Annotated in this window: 8 protein-coding genes; 6 read left to right on the top strand and 2 right to left on the bottom strand. The window is 64.4% G+C overall.

Annotated elements, in window-relative coordinates; all coding sequences use genetic code 11:
* Window positions 1-49: 49 nt before the first annotated feature.
* Window positions 50-1,435 (bottom strand): NarK family nitrate/nitrite MFS transporter, encoded by a 1,386-nt coding sequence (locus EPN59_RS04910; RefSeq protein WP_293034629.1) that lies wholly within the window; start codon window positions 1,433-1,435, stop codon window positions 50-52.
* Window positions 1,436-1,485: 50 nt separating this feature from the next.
* Complete coding sequence (locus EPN59_RS04905) at window positions 1,486-2,778, bottom strand: nitrate/nitrite transporter (RefSeq protein ID WP_293034628.1); 1,293 nt, start codon at window positions 2,776-2,778, stop codon at window positions 1,486-1,488.
* Between the two features lie 688 nt (window positions 2,779-3,466).
* Here EPN59_RS04905 and EPN59_RS04900 point away from each other — a divergent pair.
* The 6 genes from EPN59_RS04900 (at window position 3,467) to EPN59_RS04875 (ending at window position 16,145) form a co-directional block, all read left to right on the top strand.
* Window positions 3,467-4,723 (top strand): NnrS family protein, encoded by a 1,257-nt coding sequence (locus EPN59_RS04900; RefSeq protein ID WP_293034627.1) that lies wholly within the window; start codon window positions 3,467-3,469, stop codon window positions 4,721-4,723.
* Window positions 4,724-5,466: 743 nt separating this feature from the next.
* A complete protein-coding gene (locus EPN59_RS04895; RefSeq protein ID WP_293034626.1) occupies window positions 5,467-6,630 on the top strand; it encodes an efflux RND transporter periplasmic adaptor subunit in 1,164 nt (387 codons plus the stop codon).
* Window positions 6,631-6,648: 18 nt separating this feature from the next.
* Complete coding sequence (locus EPN59_RS04890; RefSeq protein WP_293034625.1) at window positions 6,649-9,807, top strand: efflux RND transporter permease subunit; 3,159 nt, start codon at window positions 6,649-6,651, stop codon at window positions 9,805-9,807.
* A complete protein-coding gene (locus tag EPN59_RS04885; protein WP_293034624.1) occupies window positions 9,804-13,118 on the top strand; it encodes an efflux RND transporter permease subunit in 3,315 nt (1,104 codons plus the stop codon). Before EPN59_RS04890 ends, EPN59_RS04885 begins: the two co-directional genes overlap by 4 nt.
* 47 nt (window positions 13,119-13,165) lie before the next feature.
* Window positions 13,166-14,722, top strand: coding sequence for an efflux transporter outer membrane subunit (locus EPN59_RS04880; RefSeq protein ID WP_293045648.1), 1,557 nt, complete (start codon window positions 13,166-13,168; stop codon window positions 14,720-14,722).
* A 355-nt stretch (window positions 14,723-15,077) separates the two neighbouring features.
* A complete protein-coding gene (locus EPN59_RS04875; RefSeq protein WP_293034623.1) occupies window positions 15,078-16,145 on the top strand; it encodes a porin in 1,068 nt (355 codons plus the stop codon).
* The last annotated feature ends 101 nt before the right edge of the window (window positions 16,146-16,246 follow it).

The following is a 16,246-nucleotide window of genomic DNA, read 5'->3' as shown; positions in this document are numbered from 1 at the left end:
TGAAGGACTAGTCCACCCATGCGCGCACGGCTTCCCGTGCGAATCAGAATCAGCAGGGCATCGGCGCGTTGCGGCGCGCGTAGAAGAACCACGTGACCGCTGCGCACACGACATAAAAGCCGATGAAGCACAGCAGGGCCGTGACCGGCGAGCCCGTGACGTCGATCGACGTACCGAAGCTCTTCGGGATGAAGAAGCCGCCGTAAGCGCCCATCGCACCGGCAAAGCCGAGCACCGCAGCCGATTCCTTGCCGGCCTCGGCGAGCGCGCGCTGTTGCGCATCGGGACCCTTGCCGTTCGCGGCGCGCTGATGCTGCGTGAGGAAGATCACCGGAATCATGCGGAACGTGGAGCCGTTACCGATGCCGGTCAGCGCGAACAGCACGATGAACATGGCGAGGAAGCCGCCGAAGTTGCCGGCCGAGCCCGCGGCCGGCAGGAAGGCGATCACGCCGGCCACCGCCGCGATCATCGCGATGAACGTGAGGAGCGTGACGCGCGCGCCGCCGAGGCGATCCGAGATCCAGCCGCCGAGCGGACGCGTCATGGCGCCTGCGAGCGGCCCGAGGAACGCGTAGGCGGTCGGGTTGATCGCGGGGAATTCCGCCTTCGTGAGCAGCGCAAGACCCGCCGAGAAACCGATGAACGAGCCGAACGTGCCGACATAGAGGAAGCACATCAGCCAGTTGTGGCTGCGGCGGAAGATGACGGCCTGTTCGCTGAACGATGCCTTGGCGTCGGCGATGTCGTTCATGCCGTACCACGCGGCAATGGCTGCCACGATGATGAGCGGAACCCAGACGAAGCCTGCGTTTTGCAGCCAGATCGAGTGTTCGACGCCCTTCGCGACGTACGTTTGACCGCCGCCGAGAATACCGCTGAACGCGGCGGTGGAGATCACGATCGGCGTGACGAACTGGACCATCGACACCCCGAGGTTGCCGATGCCCGCGTTCATGCCGGTGGCGAAGCCCTTGCGCTTCTTCGGGAAGAAGAAGCTGATGTTGGCCATCGACGAGCTGAAGTTCGCGCCGCCGAAGCCGCACAGGAGGGCGAGCACGAGCAGCATTTCATACGACGTCGACGGGTCGCGCAGCGCGAAGCCCATGCCGAGCGCCGGAATCAGCAGACTGGCCGTCGAAATGGCCGTGAAGCGCCGTCCACCGAAAATCGGCACGAGGAACGAATAGAAAATGCGCAGCGTCGCACCCGAAAGCGCGGGGAGCGCCGTGAGCCAGAAGAGCTGGTTCTTGGTGAAGTGGAAGCCGCCCTTGTCGAGATTCACGACGGCGACGCTCCACAGCGACCAGACGACGAACGCCAGCATCAGCGCAGGAATGGAGATCCAGAGATTGCGGTTGGCCACCTGCTCGCCACTCGCCTTCCAGAAACCGGCATTCTCCGGCTCCCACTGCGTTAACAGATATTTGGACATGTTGTTTGCTCAATCAAAAAAGCGCGCCGCAAGTGAGACGCGCGTGGGAATCAGTCGGCCAGCGCTTCGTGTGCGCGTACCGCGTCTGCTGCCTGTGCCGGGCGTGCCTCTTTTTGCTGGGCTGCGCGCTCCTCTGCGGCGCGCGCCGTGGCGAGCGCTTCGGGGCGGAACGAGAAGTGCATGAACAACAGGCTGACTGCGGTGGCGCCGAACATCAGCATGAAACAGGTTGTGCGCACACCGGTCAGATCGACGAGCAGGCCGAACAGGATCGGCAGCACGAAGCCGCCCAGGCCGCCGGCCAGGCCGACGACGCCGGACACCGCGCCGATGTTGTCCGTGTAGCTGTCGCCGATGAACTTGAAGACCGACGCCTTACCCACGGCCATCGCCACGCCGACGATAAACATGATCACGGTGTAGAACACCGGGCCCAGACCGAGATGGAACGCAATCGGGCCGTGCGCGCTGTGGATCACGAAGTCGGTCGACGGGTAGCTCAGCACGAAGAAACCGGCAAGCGCGACCCACATGACGGCCCACGTCGTGCGATAGGCGCCGAAGCGGTCGGAAAGCCAGCCGCCCATCGCGCGCAGCACGCCGCCCGGCAGCGAGAAGCAGGCCGCGAGAAACGCCGCTGCCTCGATGCCGAAGCCGTACTGGTTCACGTAGTACTGCGGCATCCACAGCGAGAGCCCGACGTAGCCGCCGAACACCACCGAGTAGTACTGCGCGTAGCGCAGGACGCGCGGATCGCCGAGCACCTTGACCGGATTCCCGGCCCGCGTCCCGCCGACGACGCGATGCGCCGGATTGCTCGACGAAAGCAGAAGAAAGCCGAACGCCGTGACGAGCATCGCGACGGCGTAGACCTTCGGCACGATCGTCCACGTACCGGCCGCGACAATCAGTACCGGCGCAACGAACTTGTTGAGTGCGGCGCCGGAATTACCCGCGCCGAAGATGCCCATCGCGAGGCCCTGGCGCGACTTCGGAAACCAGCGCGCGACGTAGGGCGTGCCGACCGAGAACGAAGCGCCCGCAAAGCCGACGAACAGGCCGAGCACGAGGAACTGCCAGAATTGCGTCGCATACGAAACGAGCCAGATCGGCACGACGGTTGCGAGCATGATCAGGAAGAACACGATCCGGCCGCCGAAGCGGTCGGTCCAGATGCCGAGCGGCACGCGTGCGAGCGAACCGGTCAACACGGGCATGGCGGCAACGAGGCCGAATTCCGCGTCGGTGAGATGAAGCTGCTTTTTAAGCGGAATACCGAGAATCGCAAACATCATCCAGACTGCAAAGCAGATGGTGAAAGCGAAAGTGCTCGATCCAAGCACGCGCTATGCGGCGCCTTGATTATTGCTGTTATTGCCGGGGATATTCTGCGTGATCATTTTTAGGCTTGCTCACGGATTTAACTGTAAGCCAGCTTACGCAGTATTCGGCGCTATTCCATTACCCTTGCGGATCGTGTGACAAACGGACACTACTCCGTTCTGATTACTCCTCCACCCCCCATCCGGATTAGTACGGGCGGGCGTTCGAGGGTTTTTTCACGCGTCTCGCGTGTTTGACAAACTGTGCCGCCCTTTTCTGATAATCGTTGTGCGGGCAAATAGTGCGGGCAGTGAGGCGAAATGAACGGTATCGGCTAATCCGCCACGCCGGTTCTGCGCCTGTTCTGATTAACCGGTATTATTACTCACATTGTGATCTATTTGTGTTGCGCACTGGCGACAGTGCTGCACACGATATCAAGATCACGAACCCGATCAGGCGCACCGCCTCGATCCCTATATTGAAGCGGCGAGGTTCGCCATGCCTGCAAACATGTCTCGTCACGAAGAGCACACGGAGCGCCATGGAAAATGAAGCCGACGGTCTCTCGACCAGGCGCGGCGATACGCCGCGGGAGAGCAGAATGCCGGACCCCAGGCGACCGTTGCGTGGAATTGCCACATCCGCGCTACGGCTGCATCGCATATAAGATTCATATAAAATCAATCTATTTGCTGGAGAGCAAGCATGGCCCTCATCCGAATTGACGAACAGCCGCGCGAAAAGCCGCGTGAACAGCCACGCGTCGCTCCGCCAGCGCCGCCAGCTCCGCCAGCTCCGCCCGCTCCGCGCGGTTTCGCACTGTGGGCGCTTGGCTTCCGCCCGTTCTATCTGGGTGGCGCACTCTTCGGCACCGCCGCCGTCCTCGCGTGGCTGGCCGAACTCGACGGCTTTCCGATAGCCGCACTGCACGCGTATCTGCCGGGCTCGCTGTGGCACGTCCACGAGATGATCTTCGGGTTCGCCTCGGCAATCGTGGTGGGCTTCCTGCTGACCGCCGTGCGGGCATGGACATCCGTGACGCCCGCCGCGGGCAAATCGCTCATTGCGCTGTGCGTGTTGTGGCTCGCGGGCCGCGTCGCGGTGGCGTGCGCGCCTGCCGCCGTCGCCATGACCGTCGACATCGCGTTCCTGCCGGTCAGTGCGATCGTTCTGCTGCGCGTGCTCGTGCATGGGCAGAACAAACACAACATCTTCCTGCCCGCCGCGCTCGCACTGCTGGCAACCACGAACTTCGCCTTCCACTTTTCGGCGGCGAGCGGACACATGGACTGGGCGCTGCGTAGCGCCTACATGGCGGTCGGCCTGCTCGTGCTGTTCGTGACGATCATCGGCGGGCGCGTGATTCCGACTTTCACCACGAACGCCATTCCCGGACAGACGATCAAGAAGTGGCGCTTCGTCGAGGCCAGCATCATGCCGCTGACCTTGCTTCCGTTCGTGCTCGATGGTTTCGGCGTGTCCGGCCCCGTGCTCGCGGTTGCCGCCGCTGCCGCCGCCGTCGTCCAGGCCATGCGGGTGATCGGCTGGCGCGTCTGGCATGTCGGCAATCGTCCGATCCTCGCGATCCTTCATATCGCCTATTCGTGGATTGCCGTCGGCTTCCTGATGCTCGCTCTGGCGGCATTGGGCGTCGTCCCGCATTCGCTCGCGATCCACGCGTTCACGGTGGGCGCAGTCAGCGGCGCGATCATGGCCATGATCACGCGCACGGCGCGCGGCCATACCGGCCGGCCGCTCGTGGCAGGGGCCGTCGAGAAAACCTGCTATGCGCTGCTCGTGCTCGCGGCACTCTTTCGCGCGCTGGTTCCGGCGCTCGCTCCGCAATTGACGTTCGTCGCGATCAACGTGTCGGCGGTTTGCTGGATCATCGCGTTCGGCGCTTATTTCGCGCGCTATGCGCCCTGGCTCTTGAGGGCGCGCATCGACGGCAAGGAAGGCTGACGCGCATCGTCCCGTGACAGGCCGGTATGTTTCCGGCCCCGGAACACGCTGAATGCCGCAGTAACCATCGCAGCAACCATCGCAGTCACTCTCCAGGCCAGCGCGAGTCCGGGTGCAACATGCACTCGCCTCGCGCGCGCCACTTGCCGTGGCGACGGCTCTTCCTTCTTCCGTACAGATCGCACGCGCAGTTCAAGCACCCTTTCACCCGGCTGCGTGCACGCGACAACGCTCGCTGACCAATACGCCAGCCTCGCGCCGGTTTCATCGCGCCGCGTTACAACACGTCACAGAATCGGGTCGTTGTAATACGCGAAAATCTTTCAAATTACTGACGTTTCGAAATCCACGCCCAGGTTAGTTAGACTTCGAGTCTGAGCCTTCTCCGCGTAGCCCGTCTGGCTGCGCGGCGGCGACATAACAACCATGAGAATGCGTATGCAGCGATCCGAAAGCTCCGGGCATGCCGTCGACACGATACGGCCACCGCGTTCAACACGCCACACGGAATCCGCGCTTCCGATGCCCGCCGCTCCCGCGTGCGAACAGGCACGCCGACTTTCAGTGACCGCTTACCGATGGAGGCAAGCGTGAGCACCGCGCCAACCCCGCAATCGCAGCCGAAATCGCAACCGGAATCGCAAAAGCAGCCGCAAAAACCATCGCAGCCGCCGGAACAGCCGCCCGGCCCGCCACCCGCGCAACCGCCGGCACAGCCGCCACGCAAACGACGCGGCCCGCTCGTGATCGCCCTCATCGTCATCGTCCTGATTGCGCTCGTGGTCGTGCATCTGCTGCGCGGCAAGAAGCCCGCAGGCGGGCCGGCCGTGCAGGTCGTCACCGTGGCCACCGTCGCGCTCGGCCCGATGCCCGTGACGCTCAACGCACTCGGCACGATTACGCCCATCGCCACCGTCACGGTCCTGCCGCAATTGAGCGGCTTCTTGACCGCCGTGGGCTATCACGAAGGCCAGGACGTCGAGAAAGGCCAGTTCATCGCGCAGATCGATCAGCGCCAGTACGAGATCAGCAAACAGCAGGCCGAGGCGCAACTCGCGAAAGACCAGGCCGCGCTCGCCCAGGCCCGTGCCGACCTGCAGCGCTTTACGCTGTTGCACGAACGCCAGTCCATCGCCGAGCAGACGTTCTTCAACCAGCAGTTCGTCGTCCAGCAAGCCGAGGCCGCCGTCAAAGCCGATCTCGCGAGCATCGCGCAGTTCAACCTGGACATCGAGTATTGCCACATCACGGCGCCGGTGACCGGACGTGTCGGCCTGCGGCTCGTCGATCCGGGCAACTTCGTGACCGCGTCGAGCCAGCCCGGCATCGTCGTGATCACGCAGATGAAACCCACCACCGTCCAGTTCGCGGTACCGCAGAATGCGCTGGGCAACGTGCTGCAGCGTGTCAACGCGGGCGCGAAGCTGCCGGTCGCGATCTTCAGCAGCGACAACACGCGGCAGATCGCCACCGGCGAGCTGTTCGCGATCAACAACCAGATGGCGACGGCCACCGGCACGGTCACGCTGCGCGCGAGCTTGCCCAATAACGACGAAGCGCTCTTCCCCAACGAATTCGTGAACGTGACGCTGCTGGTGGACACGCTGCAAAACGCCGTGCTCGTGCCCACGCCCGCCGTGCAGACCGGCGCGCCCGGCGATTACGTCTATCTCGTGAACGCCGACGACACCGTCTCCGTCCACAAAGTCACGCTCGGGCCGAGCGACGGCAAGCACACGGTGGTCGTCTCGGGCCTCGCGGCGGGCGAGCGCGTGGTGACCGACGGCCTCGACCGCCTCGCGGACGGCGCGAAGATCAAACCTTCGACCGGTCATCCCGCAGCGGCGAGCGGCGCGCACGAGGCGAGCGGCGCGCACGCGAGCCGCGCGGCGTCGCCTGCATCGTAAGCCTCTGCCCCGGCGCCGATGAATATTTCCCGCCTGTTTATCCTCCGGCCCGTCGCGACATCGCTCCTGATGATCGCGATGGTGCTCATCGGCCTCGTGGCGATGAAGTTCTTGCCGGTCTCGTCGCTGCCCTCCGTCGATTACCCGACGATCCAGGTGCAGACCTTCTATCCCGGCGCGAGTCCTTCGGTGATGGCGACCACCGTCACCGCGCCGCTCGAAGTGCAGCTAGGCGAGATTCCGGGCCTGCAGCAGATGGTTTCGTACAGTTCGGAAGGCGCCTCGATCATCACGCTGCAGTTCGACCTCGCGCTGAATCTCGACGTCGCCGAACAGAACGTCCAGCAGGCCATCAACTCGGCCAACAGCTTCCTGCCGGGCGGCCTGCCCGCACCGCCGACCTACGCGAAGGTCAATCCCGCGGATCAGCCGATTCTCACGCTCGCGATCACGTCGAAGTCGATGTCGCTCACGCAGTTGCAGGACGCGGCCAACAACCGCCTCGCGACGAAGATTTCCGAAGTGCCGGGCGTGGGTCTCGTCACCACGGCAGGCGGCAACGTGCCCGCCGTGCGCGTGGAAGCCGATCCGCAGAAGCTCGCCGCCTACGGCCTGAATCTCGACGATCTGCGCACGCTGCTCGCCAATGTGAACGTGAGCAACCCGAAGGGCAACTTCGACGGCCCCGAGCTCAACTACACGATCAATTCGAACGACCAGATCTCGGCGCCGCAGGATTACGAAAATACGGTCGTCGCCTACCAGAACGGCTCGCCCGTGTTCATGCGCGACGTCGCGCGCGTGACGAGCGCGGCGCAGGACATCGAGCGCGGCGCCTGGTACAACCACGCGCCCGCCATCGTGCTGAACGTGCAGCGCCAGCCAGGCGCAAACGTGATCGCCACGGTCAACCACATCATGCAGCAGTTGCCGCAGCTCGAATCGACGCTGCCCGCAGGCATGCAGGTCACCGTGGTCTCGAACAGCGTCGGCGTGATCCGCGCATCGGTGGCCGACGCCGCGTTCGAACTCGTCCTCGCCGTCGTGCTGGTGGTCGCGGTGATCTTCGTGTTCCTGCGCAACGTGCCCGCCACGATCATTCCGAGCATTTCGGTGCCGGTCTCGCTGATCGGCACGCTCGCGCTGATGTACGAACTGAACTACTCCATCGACAACCTCTCGCTGATGGCGCTCATCATCGCAACCGGTTTCGTCGTGGACGATTCGATCGTGATGATCGAGAACATCGTGCGCTACCTCGAAGAAGGCAAACGGCCCTTGCAGGCGGCGCTCGAAGGTGCGGGGCAGATCGGCTTCACCATTCTCTCGCTGACCATTTCGCTGATCGCGGTGCTGATTCCGCTGCTGTTCATGGGCGGCGTGATCGGGCGGCTCTTCAGCGAATTCGCGGTGACGCTCGCCGTGACCATCGTGCTCTCGGCCGTCGTGTCGCTCACGGTCGTGCCGATGCTCTGCGCGCGTATCCTGCGCGCGCAGGCCGAACGCCACCCGAGCCGCTTCGAGCGCATCAGCGAAGGGATCTTCAACAAGACGCTCGCCGCGTACGAGCGCGGCCTCACGTGGGTGCTCGATCACCAGACGCTCACGCTGCTCGTCGCCGTGGGCACGGTCGTCCTCACGATGGTGCTGTACATCGTGATTCCGAAGGGGTTGTTCCCGGTGCAGGACGTGGGCGTGATCCAGGGCATCAGCGTCGCTGACAATTCCGTGTCGTACCAGGCGATGGTGCGCCGCCAGTCCGCGCTCGCCGACGAGATCCTCAAGGACCCCGACGTGGTTTCGCTCACCTCGTACGTGGGCATCGACGGCGTCAACACGACGCTCAACAATGGCCGCTTCCTGATCAACGTCAAGCCGCACGACGACCGCTCCGGAACCGCCGCGGAAATCGCGCGGCGCATTCAGGAAAGCGTGGCGAAGGTGCCCGGCATCCGGCTCTATCTGCAGCCGGAGCAGGATCTCACGCTCGACACCACCGTTTCGCGCAACCAGTACACGTTCGTGCTGCGCGGCCCGAATCAGGAAGCATTCAACCAGTACGTGCCCGCGCTCATCGCGCAGATGAAGCAGATTGCCGCGATCACCGACGTAACGAGCGACCTGAACACCGAAGGCCTCTCCATCGACGTGGAAGTGAACCGCCAGCTCGCGGCGCGCTACGGCATCACGGCGGCGACCATCGACAACGCGCTTTACGACGCGCTCGGCCAGCGCATCGTCTCGACGATCTTCCAGCAGTCGGACCAGTACCGCGTGATTCTCGTCGCGAAGCCGGAGGCGCTGCCCACGGTCGATTCGCTCGGCGACCTCTATCTGCCGAGCCAGACGAGCACCTCGGGGCAGGTGCCGCTCAAGGGCATCGCGACGATCCACATCACGCGCTCGCCGCTCGCCATCAGCCACCTCGCGCAGTTCCCCTCGGTCACGATCTCGTTCAATCTCGCGAAGGGCGCGTCGCTTTCCGCCGCCGTGCGCGACATCCGCAAGGCCGAGGCGGCCGCGCAACTGCCGCCATCGATCACCTCGACATTCCAGGGCGCGGCGCAGGCGTTCGAGGATTCGCTCACGAGCGAGGTGTATTTGCTGATCGCCGCGCTCGTGGCCGTCTATATCGTGCTGGGCGTGCTCTACGAGAGCTACGTGCATCCGGTCACGATTCTGTCGACGCTGCCCTCCGCCGGCATCGGCGCGCTGCTCGCCCTGATGATCGCGGGCAACGACCTCGACGTGATCGGCATCATCGGCATCGTGCTGCTGATCGGCATCGTCAAGAAGAACGCCATCATGATGGTGGACTTCGCGCTCGAAGCCGAACGCGTGCACGGCAAGCCGCCGCGCGAAGCGATTTTCGAAGCGTCGCTGCTGCGTTTCCGCCCGATTCTCATGACCACGCTCGCGGCCATGCTCGGCGCGCTGCCGATGCTGCTCGGCAGCGGCACGGGCTCGGAATTGCGGCGGCCGCTCGGTCTCGCGATTATCGGCGGCCTCACGCTGAGCCAGATGCTCACGCTGTTCACGACGCCCGTGATCTATCTGTTCTTCGACCGTCTCGCACAACGCTTCGGCCGCAAGCGCCCGGCGGCCGGTGCGGACGGTTCAGGCGGTGAAGGCAATCAAGACGGCGGCGCGCCGCCCGCCCCCGAGGGCACGCCGTGAACATCTCGGCGCTCTTTATCCGGCGACCGGTCGCGACCTCGCTCCTCGCAATCGCGATCCTGATTTCCGGAGCGCTCGCGTTCTTCCGGCTGCCGGTCGGGCCGCTGCCGAACATCGCGTTTCCCGTGATCGTCGTGCAGGCCAGCATGGCGGGCGCGAGCCCCGACATCATGGCGGCCACGGTGGCCGAGCCGCTGGAGCGCAGGCTCGGCACCATCGCAGACGTCTCGCAGCTCACGTCGATCAGCTACGTCGGCTCGTCGATGATCATCATCGTGTTCGGGCTCAATCGCGACATCAACGGTGCGGCGCGCGACGTCGAATCGGCCATCCAGGCCGCGCGCGCCGATCTGCCCACCACATTGCGCAGCAACCCGAGCTATCGCCAGTACAACCCGGCGAGCGCGCCGATCATGGTGCTCGCGCTCACCTCCGACACGCTCACGAAAGCGCAGCTTTACGATTCCGCCGATTCCGTGATCCAGCAGCAGCTCTCGCAGGTCGACGGCGTGGGCCAGATCACGCTCGGCGGCGGCGCGCTGCCGTCCGTGCGCGTGGAACTGGAGCCCGGCAAGCTCAACAGCTACGGCATCGGCATGGAGGACGTGCGCGCCGCGATTGCCGCGGCCAATGCCAACAGCGCGAAAGGCCATATCGATCAGGGCGACCAGCGCTACCAGGTCGTGTCGAACGATCAGATCACCCGGGCCGCGCCGTTCAAGGACGTGGTGATCGCGTATCGCCAGGGCGCGCCGGTGCTGCTCAAAGACGTGGCCGAAGTGCTCGACTCGAACGAGAACATCCGCAACGCGGGCCTCTACAACGGCAAATCGGCCGTGCTGGTGATCGTCTATCCGATGCCGGGCAGCAATGTCGTGAAGACGGTGAAACAGATCGAGGCGCGCCTGCCGACCATCGAAGCGGCGCTGCCCGCGTCGATCCATGTGCACGTGGCGATCGATCGCTCCGAGTCGGTGCGCGCCTCCGTGTCCGACACGGAACGCACGCTCTTTATCGCGGTGCTGCTCGTGATCGGCGTGGTGTTCGTGTTCCTGCTTTCGCCGCGCGCGACGCTGATTCCCGCCGTCGCGCTGCCGCTTTCGATTGTCGGCGCCTTCGGGCCGATGTACCTGCTCGGCTACAGCATCGACAATCTCTCGCTCATGGCGCTCACGATCGGCACCGGCTTCGTCGTGGACGACGCGGTGGTTGTGCTGGAGAACATCGTGCGCCACATCGAGGCCGGCGTCGAACCGAAGGAAGCCGCGCTGCGCGGCGCAGCCGAAGTGGGTTTCACCGTGGTGTCGATGAGCCTCTCGCTCATCGCGGTGTTCCTGCCGATCCTGCTGATGCCGGGCATTGTCGGCCTGCTCTTCCACGAGTTCGCGATGACGCTGTCCATCGCGATCCTGATTTCGCTCGTGGTCTCGCTCACGGTCACGCCGGCCATGTGCGCGTACGTGCTCAAGCGCGAGCGCACGGAACGTGCCCCCGCACGCTGGGCCGTGTGGATCGAGGCGCAGTTCGACCGCTTCAAGCACGCCTATTCGCGCTCGCTCGATGCCGTGCTCGACCACGCCGCGCTCATCATCTTCATCCTGATCGGACTGCTCGTCGCCAACGTGTTCGTGGCGCGCCTGCTTTCCGCGACCTTCTTTCCCGAGCAGGACACGGGCATCCTGATCGGCCAGATCATCGCTGACCAGAGCATTTCGTTCGCCGCGATGTCGAAAAAACTCGAACAGTTGCAGGCCATCGTGCAGCAGGACCCCGCCGTCGCCTCGGTGGCGGGATTCACGGGCGGCCGCGCGCTCAACTCGGCCACGGTCTTTATCGAACTCAAGCCGATCGGCGTGCGCCGCGCCTCGGCAACCGAAGTGGTGAACCGGCTGCGGCCCAGACTCAGCGCCGTGTCCGGCGCGCGGCTCTTTCTCCAGGCGCAGCAGGACTTGCAGATCGGCGGACGGCAGTCGGCCGCGCAATACCAGTACACGCTCACGAGCGACAATGCCGGCGCGCTCTTCACGTGGGTGCCGCGGCTGGTCGACGAGCTGAACAAGCACCATGCCCAGATGCTGGACGTGAACTCCGACCTGCAGCAAAACGGCCTGCAGGCGTACGTGACCTACGAGCGCAACACGGCGAAGCGCTACGGGTTCGAGCCGAACCAGATCGACAGCACGCTTTACGACGCCTTCGGCCAGCGCACCGTATCGACCATCTACAACGCGCTCAACCAGTATTTCGTCGTGATGGAAGTGGCGCCGAAGTACTGGCAGTTTCCGCAGTCGTTCGACCGGATCTGGCTTTCGACGGCGGCGGGCAACGCAAGCGGCGCCGCGCAGACGCAGATGCCGGGCGGCGCCGTTTCGGGCATAACGCAACGGATCGTGAAAAGCACGGCAGCCGGTGCGGCCGCAACCACCAGCACGCTGAACGCGAACGCCGTGGCGAACCAGCTCACCAACGCAATCGCGAACAGCAAGGGCGGCAGTTCGAGCGGCAGCGCGGACAGCACCGCCGCCGAAACCATGGTGCCGTTAAAGGCCCTCATGTCGTGGACCACGAGCCACACGGCCACGCAGGTGAACCACCAGAGCGGCCTCGTCGCAGGCACGATCTCGTTCAATCTGCCGAAGGGCGGCTCGCTCAGCGATGCATCGAAGATCATCGAGCAGGCGCAACGCGACATCGGCATGCCCGCTTCGGTGCACGGCGCGTTTGCAGGCGCAGCGCAGGCGTATGCGCAGTCGATGGGCACCGTCCCGCTCCTGATCCTCGCCGCGCTCGCCGTCGTGTACATCGTACTGGGCGTGCTCTACGAAAACACCATCCACCCGCTCACGATTCTCTCGACGCTGCCTTCCGCCGGGATCGGCGCGACGCTCGCCATGCTGATCTTCGGCACGCCGTTTTCGGTAATCGCGATGATCGGCATCATCCTGTTGATCGGCATCGTCAAGAAGAACGGCATCATGATGGTCGACGTCGCCATCCAGTTGCAGCGCAACGAAGGCATGGATGCGCGCCGCGCGATTCACGAAGCGGCCGTGGTGCGTCTGCGGCCGATCATGATGACCACGTTCGCCGCCGTGCTCGGCGCGGTGCCGCTCGCGATCGGCATCGGCCAGGGCGCGTCGCTGCGCCAGCCGCTCGGCGTGACCGTGATGGGCGGCCTGCTGTTGAGCCAGGTCTTCACGCTGTACACGACGCCGGTCATCTATCTGTTCCTCGACCGCCTGCGCGCACGCCTTGCGCGCTGGGCCGAGCGCCTGCCCTGGAACCGCCAGGCCGATGAGAGCGCATCATGATGAATATCCCACGCATGCGGACGCAACCAATCTCCCCCGCCACGCTCATGCGCGCCGCGCTGCGGCTCGCACCCTTCGTCTTCGCGATGCTGACCAGCGGCTGCATGGTCGGCCCCGACTACCATCGTCCGCAGGTCGCCGTGCCCGCCACGTGGAAGCCGCTGCCGGGCTGGACCCAGGCCGAGCCCGCCGCCGAAGGTCCGAAAGGCGACTGGTGGACCGCGTTCAACGACCCGCTGCTCGACGAACTGGAGCCGCTCGTCGTGGTGTCGAACCAGACCGTGCGGCAAAGCTATGCGAACTATCAGCAGGCGCTGGCCGAAGTGCGCGTGGCGCGCGCGGGCCTCTTTCCGACGCTTGGCGTGACCGGTTCGGTCACGCGGGAGCGTTCGGCCACGGGCACGCTCGGCAGCGTGAGCGGTGCAAGCGCACTCGGCAGCAGCGCCGGTTTTGCCCGCATCAACAACGCAGGTTCGCTGGAGGGCAACGCCAGTTGGGATCTGGATGTGTGGGGCGAAGTGCGCCGCCAGATCGAACAGAATTCCGCGACTGCCCAGGCGAGCGAGGCGACGCTCGCGAATGCCAAGCTATCCGAACAAATCGCACTCGCCGACGCCGTGATCAACCTGCGCGTGACCGATGCCGACATCGATCTGTTCACGAACACGGTCGCCGCCTATACGGCGTTTTTGCGCGTCGTGGCCGATCAGGATTCCGCCGGCACGGTTGCACCATCCACGCTCATCCTCGCGCGCACGCAACTGGAGGGCGCGCAATCGAGCCTGATCGCGCTTGGCGTCGCGCGCGCGCAAAATGAACACGCGATTGCGGTGCTCGTCGGCCGCAATCCCGAGGACATCGAGATTCCGCACAGCGAGAAACTGCCTGCCCTCCCCGTGATTCCGGCGGGTGTGCCCTCCACGATTTTGCAACGCCGTCCCGATGTCGCGACGGCCGAGCGGCAAATGGCGGCCGCGAACGCCTCGATCGGCGTGGCGACGGCAGCGTACTACCCGGCCATCTCGATCTCGGCGCTCGACGGCTTCACGCAATCGCCGCTCTCGGGTTTGCTCCATATGAGCAACTACGTGTGGTCGCTGGGCGCCAGCGCGACGCAGACGATCTTCGACGGCGGATTGCGCGGCGGCAAGGTCGCCGCGGCGCGCGCCGGTTACGACGCGGCCGTGGCGAACTATCGCGGCACGGTGCTGACCGCGTTCCAGAGCGTGGAAAACGATCTGTCCGCGCTGCACATCCTGGAGCAGCAATCCGCTGTGCTCGACGCCGCCGTACGCGATGCCATTCACGGCACGCAGATCGCGCAGAATGAATTCGCGGCGGGCACCGTCGATTACACGACGGTCGCGACAGCCCAGACCACGCAACTGAGTCAACAGCAAACCGCGTTGAACGTGCAGCAGCAACGGCTTCTGAATACGGCCGCGCTGATCGGCGACCTGGGCGGCGGATGGTCCGGTGCGCTGCACGACACGACGGCTTTCCCGTTCACGCGGGATGCATCCGGTACACCATTCAAAAATTTGACTGGTTGCTCGAAAACTAATCGTTTCTCCCAGGATGACAAATTGTGCACGACCGTATAAAAATGAGCCGAATCGTGGAAGCAACCCGGTAAAAGTTTCGTACACAACCAGTCCGCGGAGGGACGCACGTTGAACGAGAACCCGCATCTGCGGCTTACCGCATGGACTCCAAAACCGTACCCGACGCCGCACCGCCCGCACGGCGCCCGCGCCGCGGCATACCGTGCACACCCGCGCGAGCCGTTGTCATTCGTCCTGGCGCCACAAGCGCATTCGCCTCTCCCGCCTGCATATTGACTGCAGGATCGGTTCCGGATTTTCAAGCGCCATAAAGATGTCGCAATGATGCGACACCACCACATCGAAGCAGCTAATAATATTTAATGAGGACGACGAAATGCGCGACAGGAAAGGCATGAGTAAAAAACGGCTTGTACCGGCATTGACCGTAGCCGGACTGCTGGGTGTTTCGGGTGCGGCGCAGGCGCAAAGCAGCGTGACGCTGTATGGCATTGTCGACGGCTCTATCCTGTACACGAGCCGCACCGCAACCGCGAACGGCGGCCACCAGTTCTCGATGACCGACAGCGGCATGACCGGCTCCAGCTTCGGCATGCGCGGCAGCGAGGACCTCGGCGGCGGCATGCGCGCCATTTTCGAGCTCGAGAACGGCTTCAGCGTCGCGAACGGCCAGTTCAACAATTCGAACGGCGGCCTGTTCGGCCGCCAGGCGTGGGTCGGCATCGATAGCAAGTTCGGTACGGTGAAAGCCGGTGTGCAGTACTCGCCGTTCTTCCTGGCGCTCTACGACATGGACCCGCGCGCCATGTCGTACTTCGGCACCGGCCTCGTGAGCTACCTCGACAACGTCCTGATCACGGGCCTCTTCAACAGCAACTCGATTACGTATACGTCGCCGGAAATCGCCGGCATCCAGGCGTCGGGCCTGATGGCGCTCGGCGGCACGGCGGGCAACTTCCAGGCCGGTCGCCAGTATTCGGCGAGCTTGCGCTATCACATCGGCGGCCTCACGATCACCGGCGCAATGTATAACGGCAACGAGGGCGGCACCGCAGTTCCGATCAGCACGGTTGCATTTGTCGGCCGCACGCTTGGCGCGAGCTATCGCTTCCCGAACGACCTCGCGATTTATGCCTCGTATGCGCTTTACAAGGTCGCAGGTTCGTTCAGTAACAGCGTGTACTCCGGCGGCTTCAGCTACTTCGTCAAGCCCTACCTCAACGTGAATGCCGGCGTCTGGTACACCCACGACGGCGCCCATATCGGCGGCGAAAGCAACCACTCGATCATGGCGTCGAGCGGCGTGCAGTTCTTCCTCTCCAAGTGGACGACGCTCTACGGGCAGGTTGGCTACGTCAACAATAGCGGTCTCATGAACTCGGGCTTGTCGGTCAACAATGCACTGTTCGGCGTGCGCGGTTCGACCGTGGGCGCGAGCCTCGGTATCCGGCACATGTTCTGATCGACGTGCGCAGGTTCGCCTGCGTGAACGCAATCGAATGCAGCCGAATGCAAACTACGCGAAGTCCGCTTTCACCCGCCGCGCGGCGGCCCGAAAGCGGA

Source organism: Paraburkholderia sp. (assembly GCF_004298475.1).
GTDB lineage: Bacteria > Pseudomonadota > Gammaproteobacteria > Burkholderiales > Burkholderiaceae > Paraburkholderia > Paraburkholderia denitrificans.
This window is presented reverse-complemented; position numbering and strand designations above follow the sequence as displayed.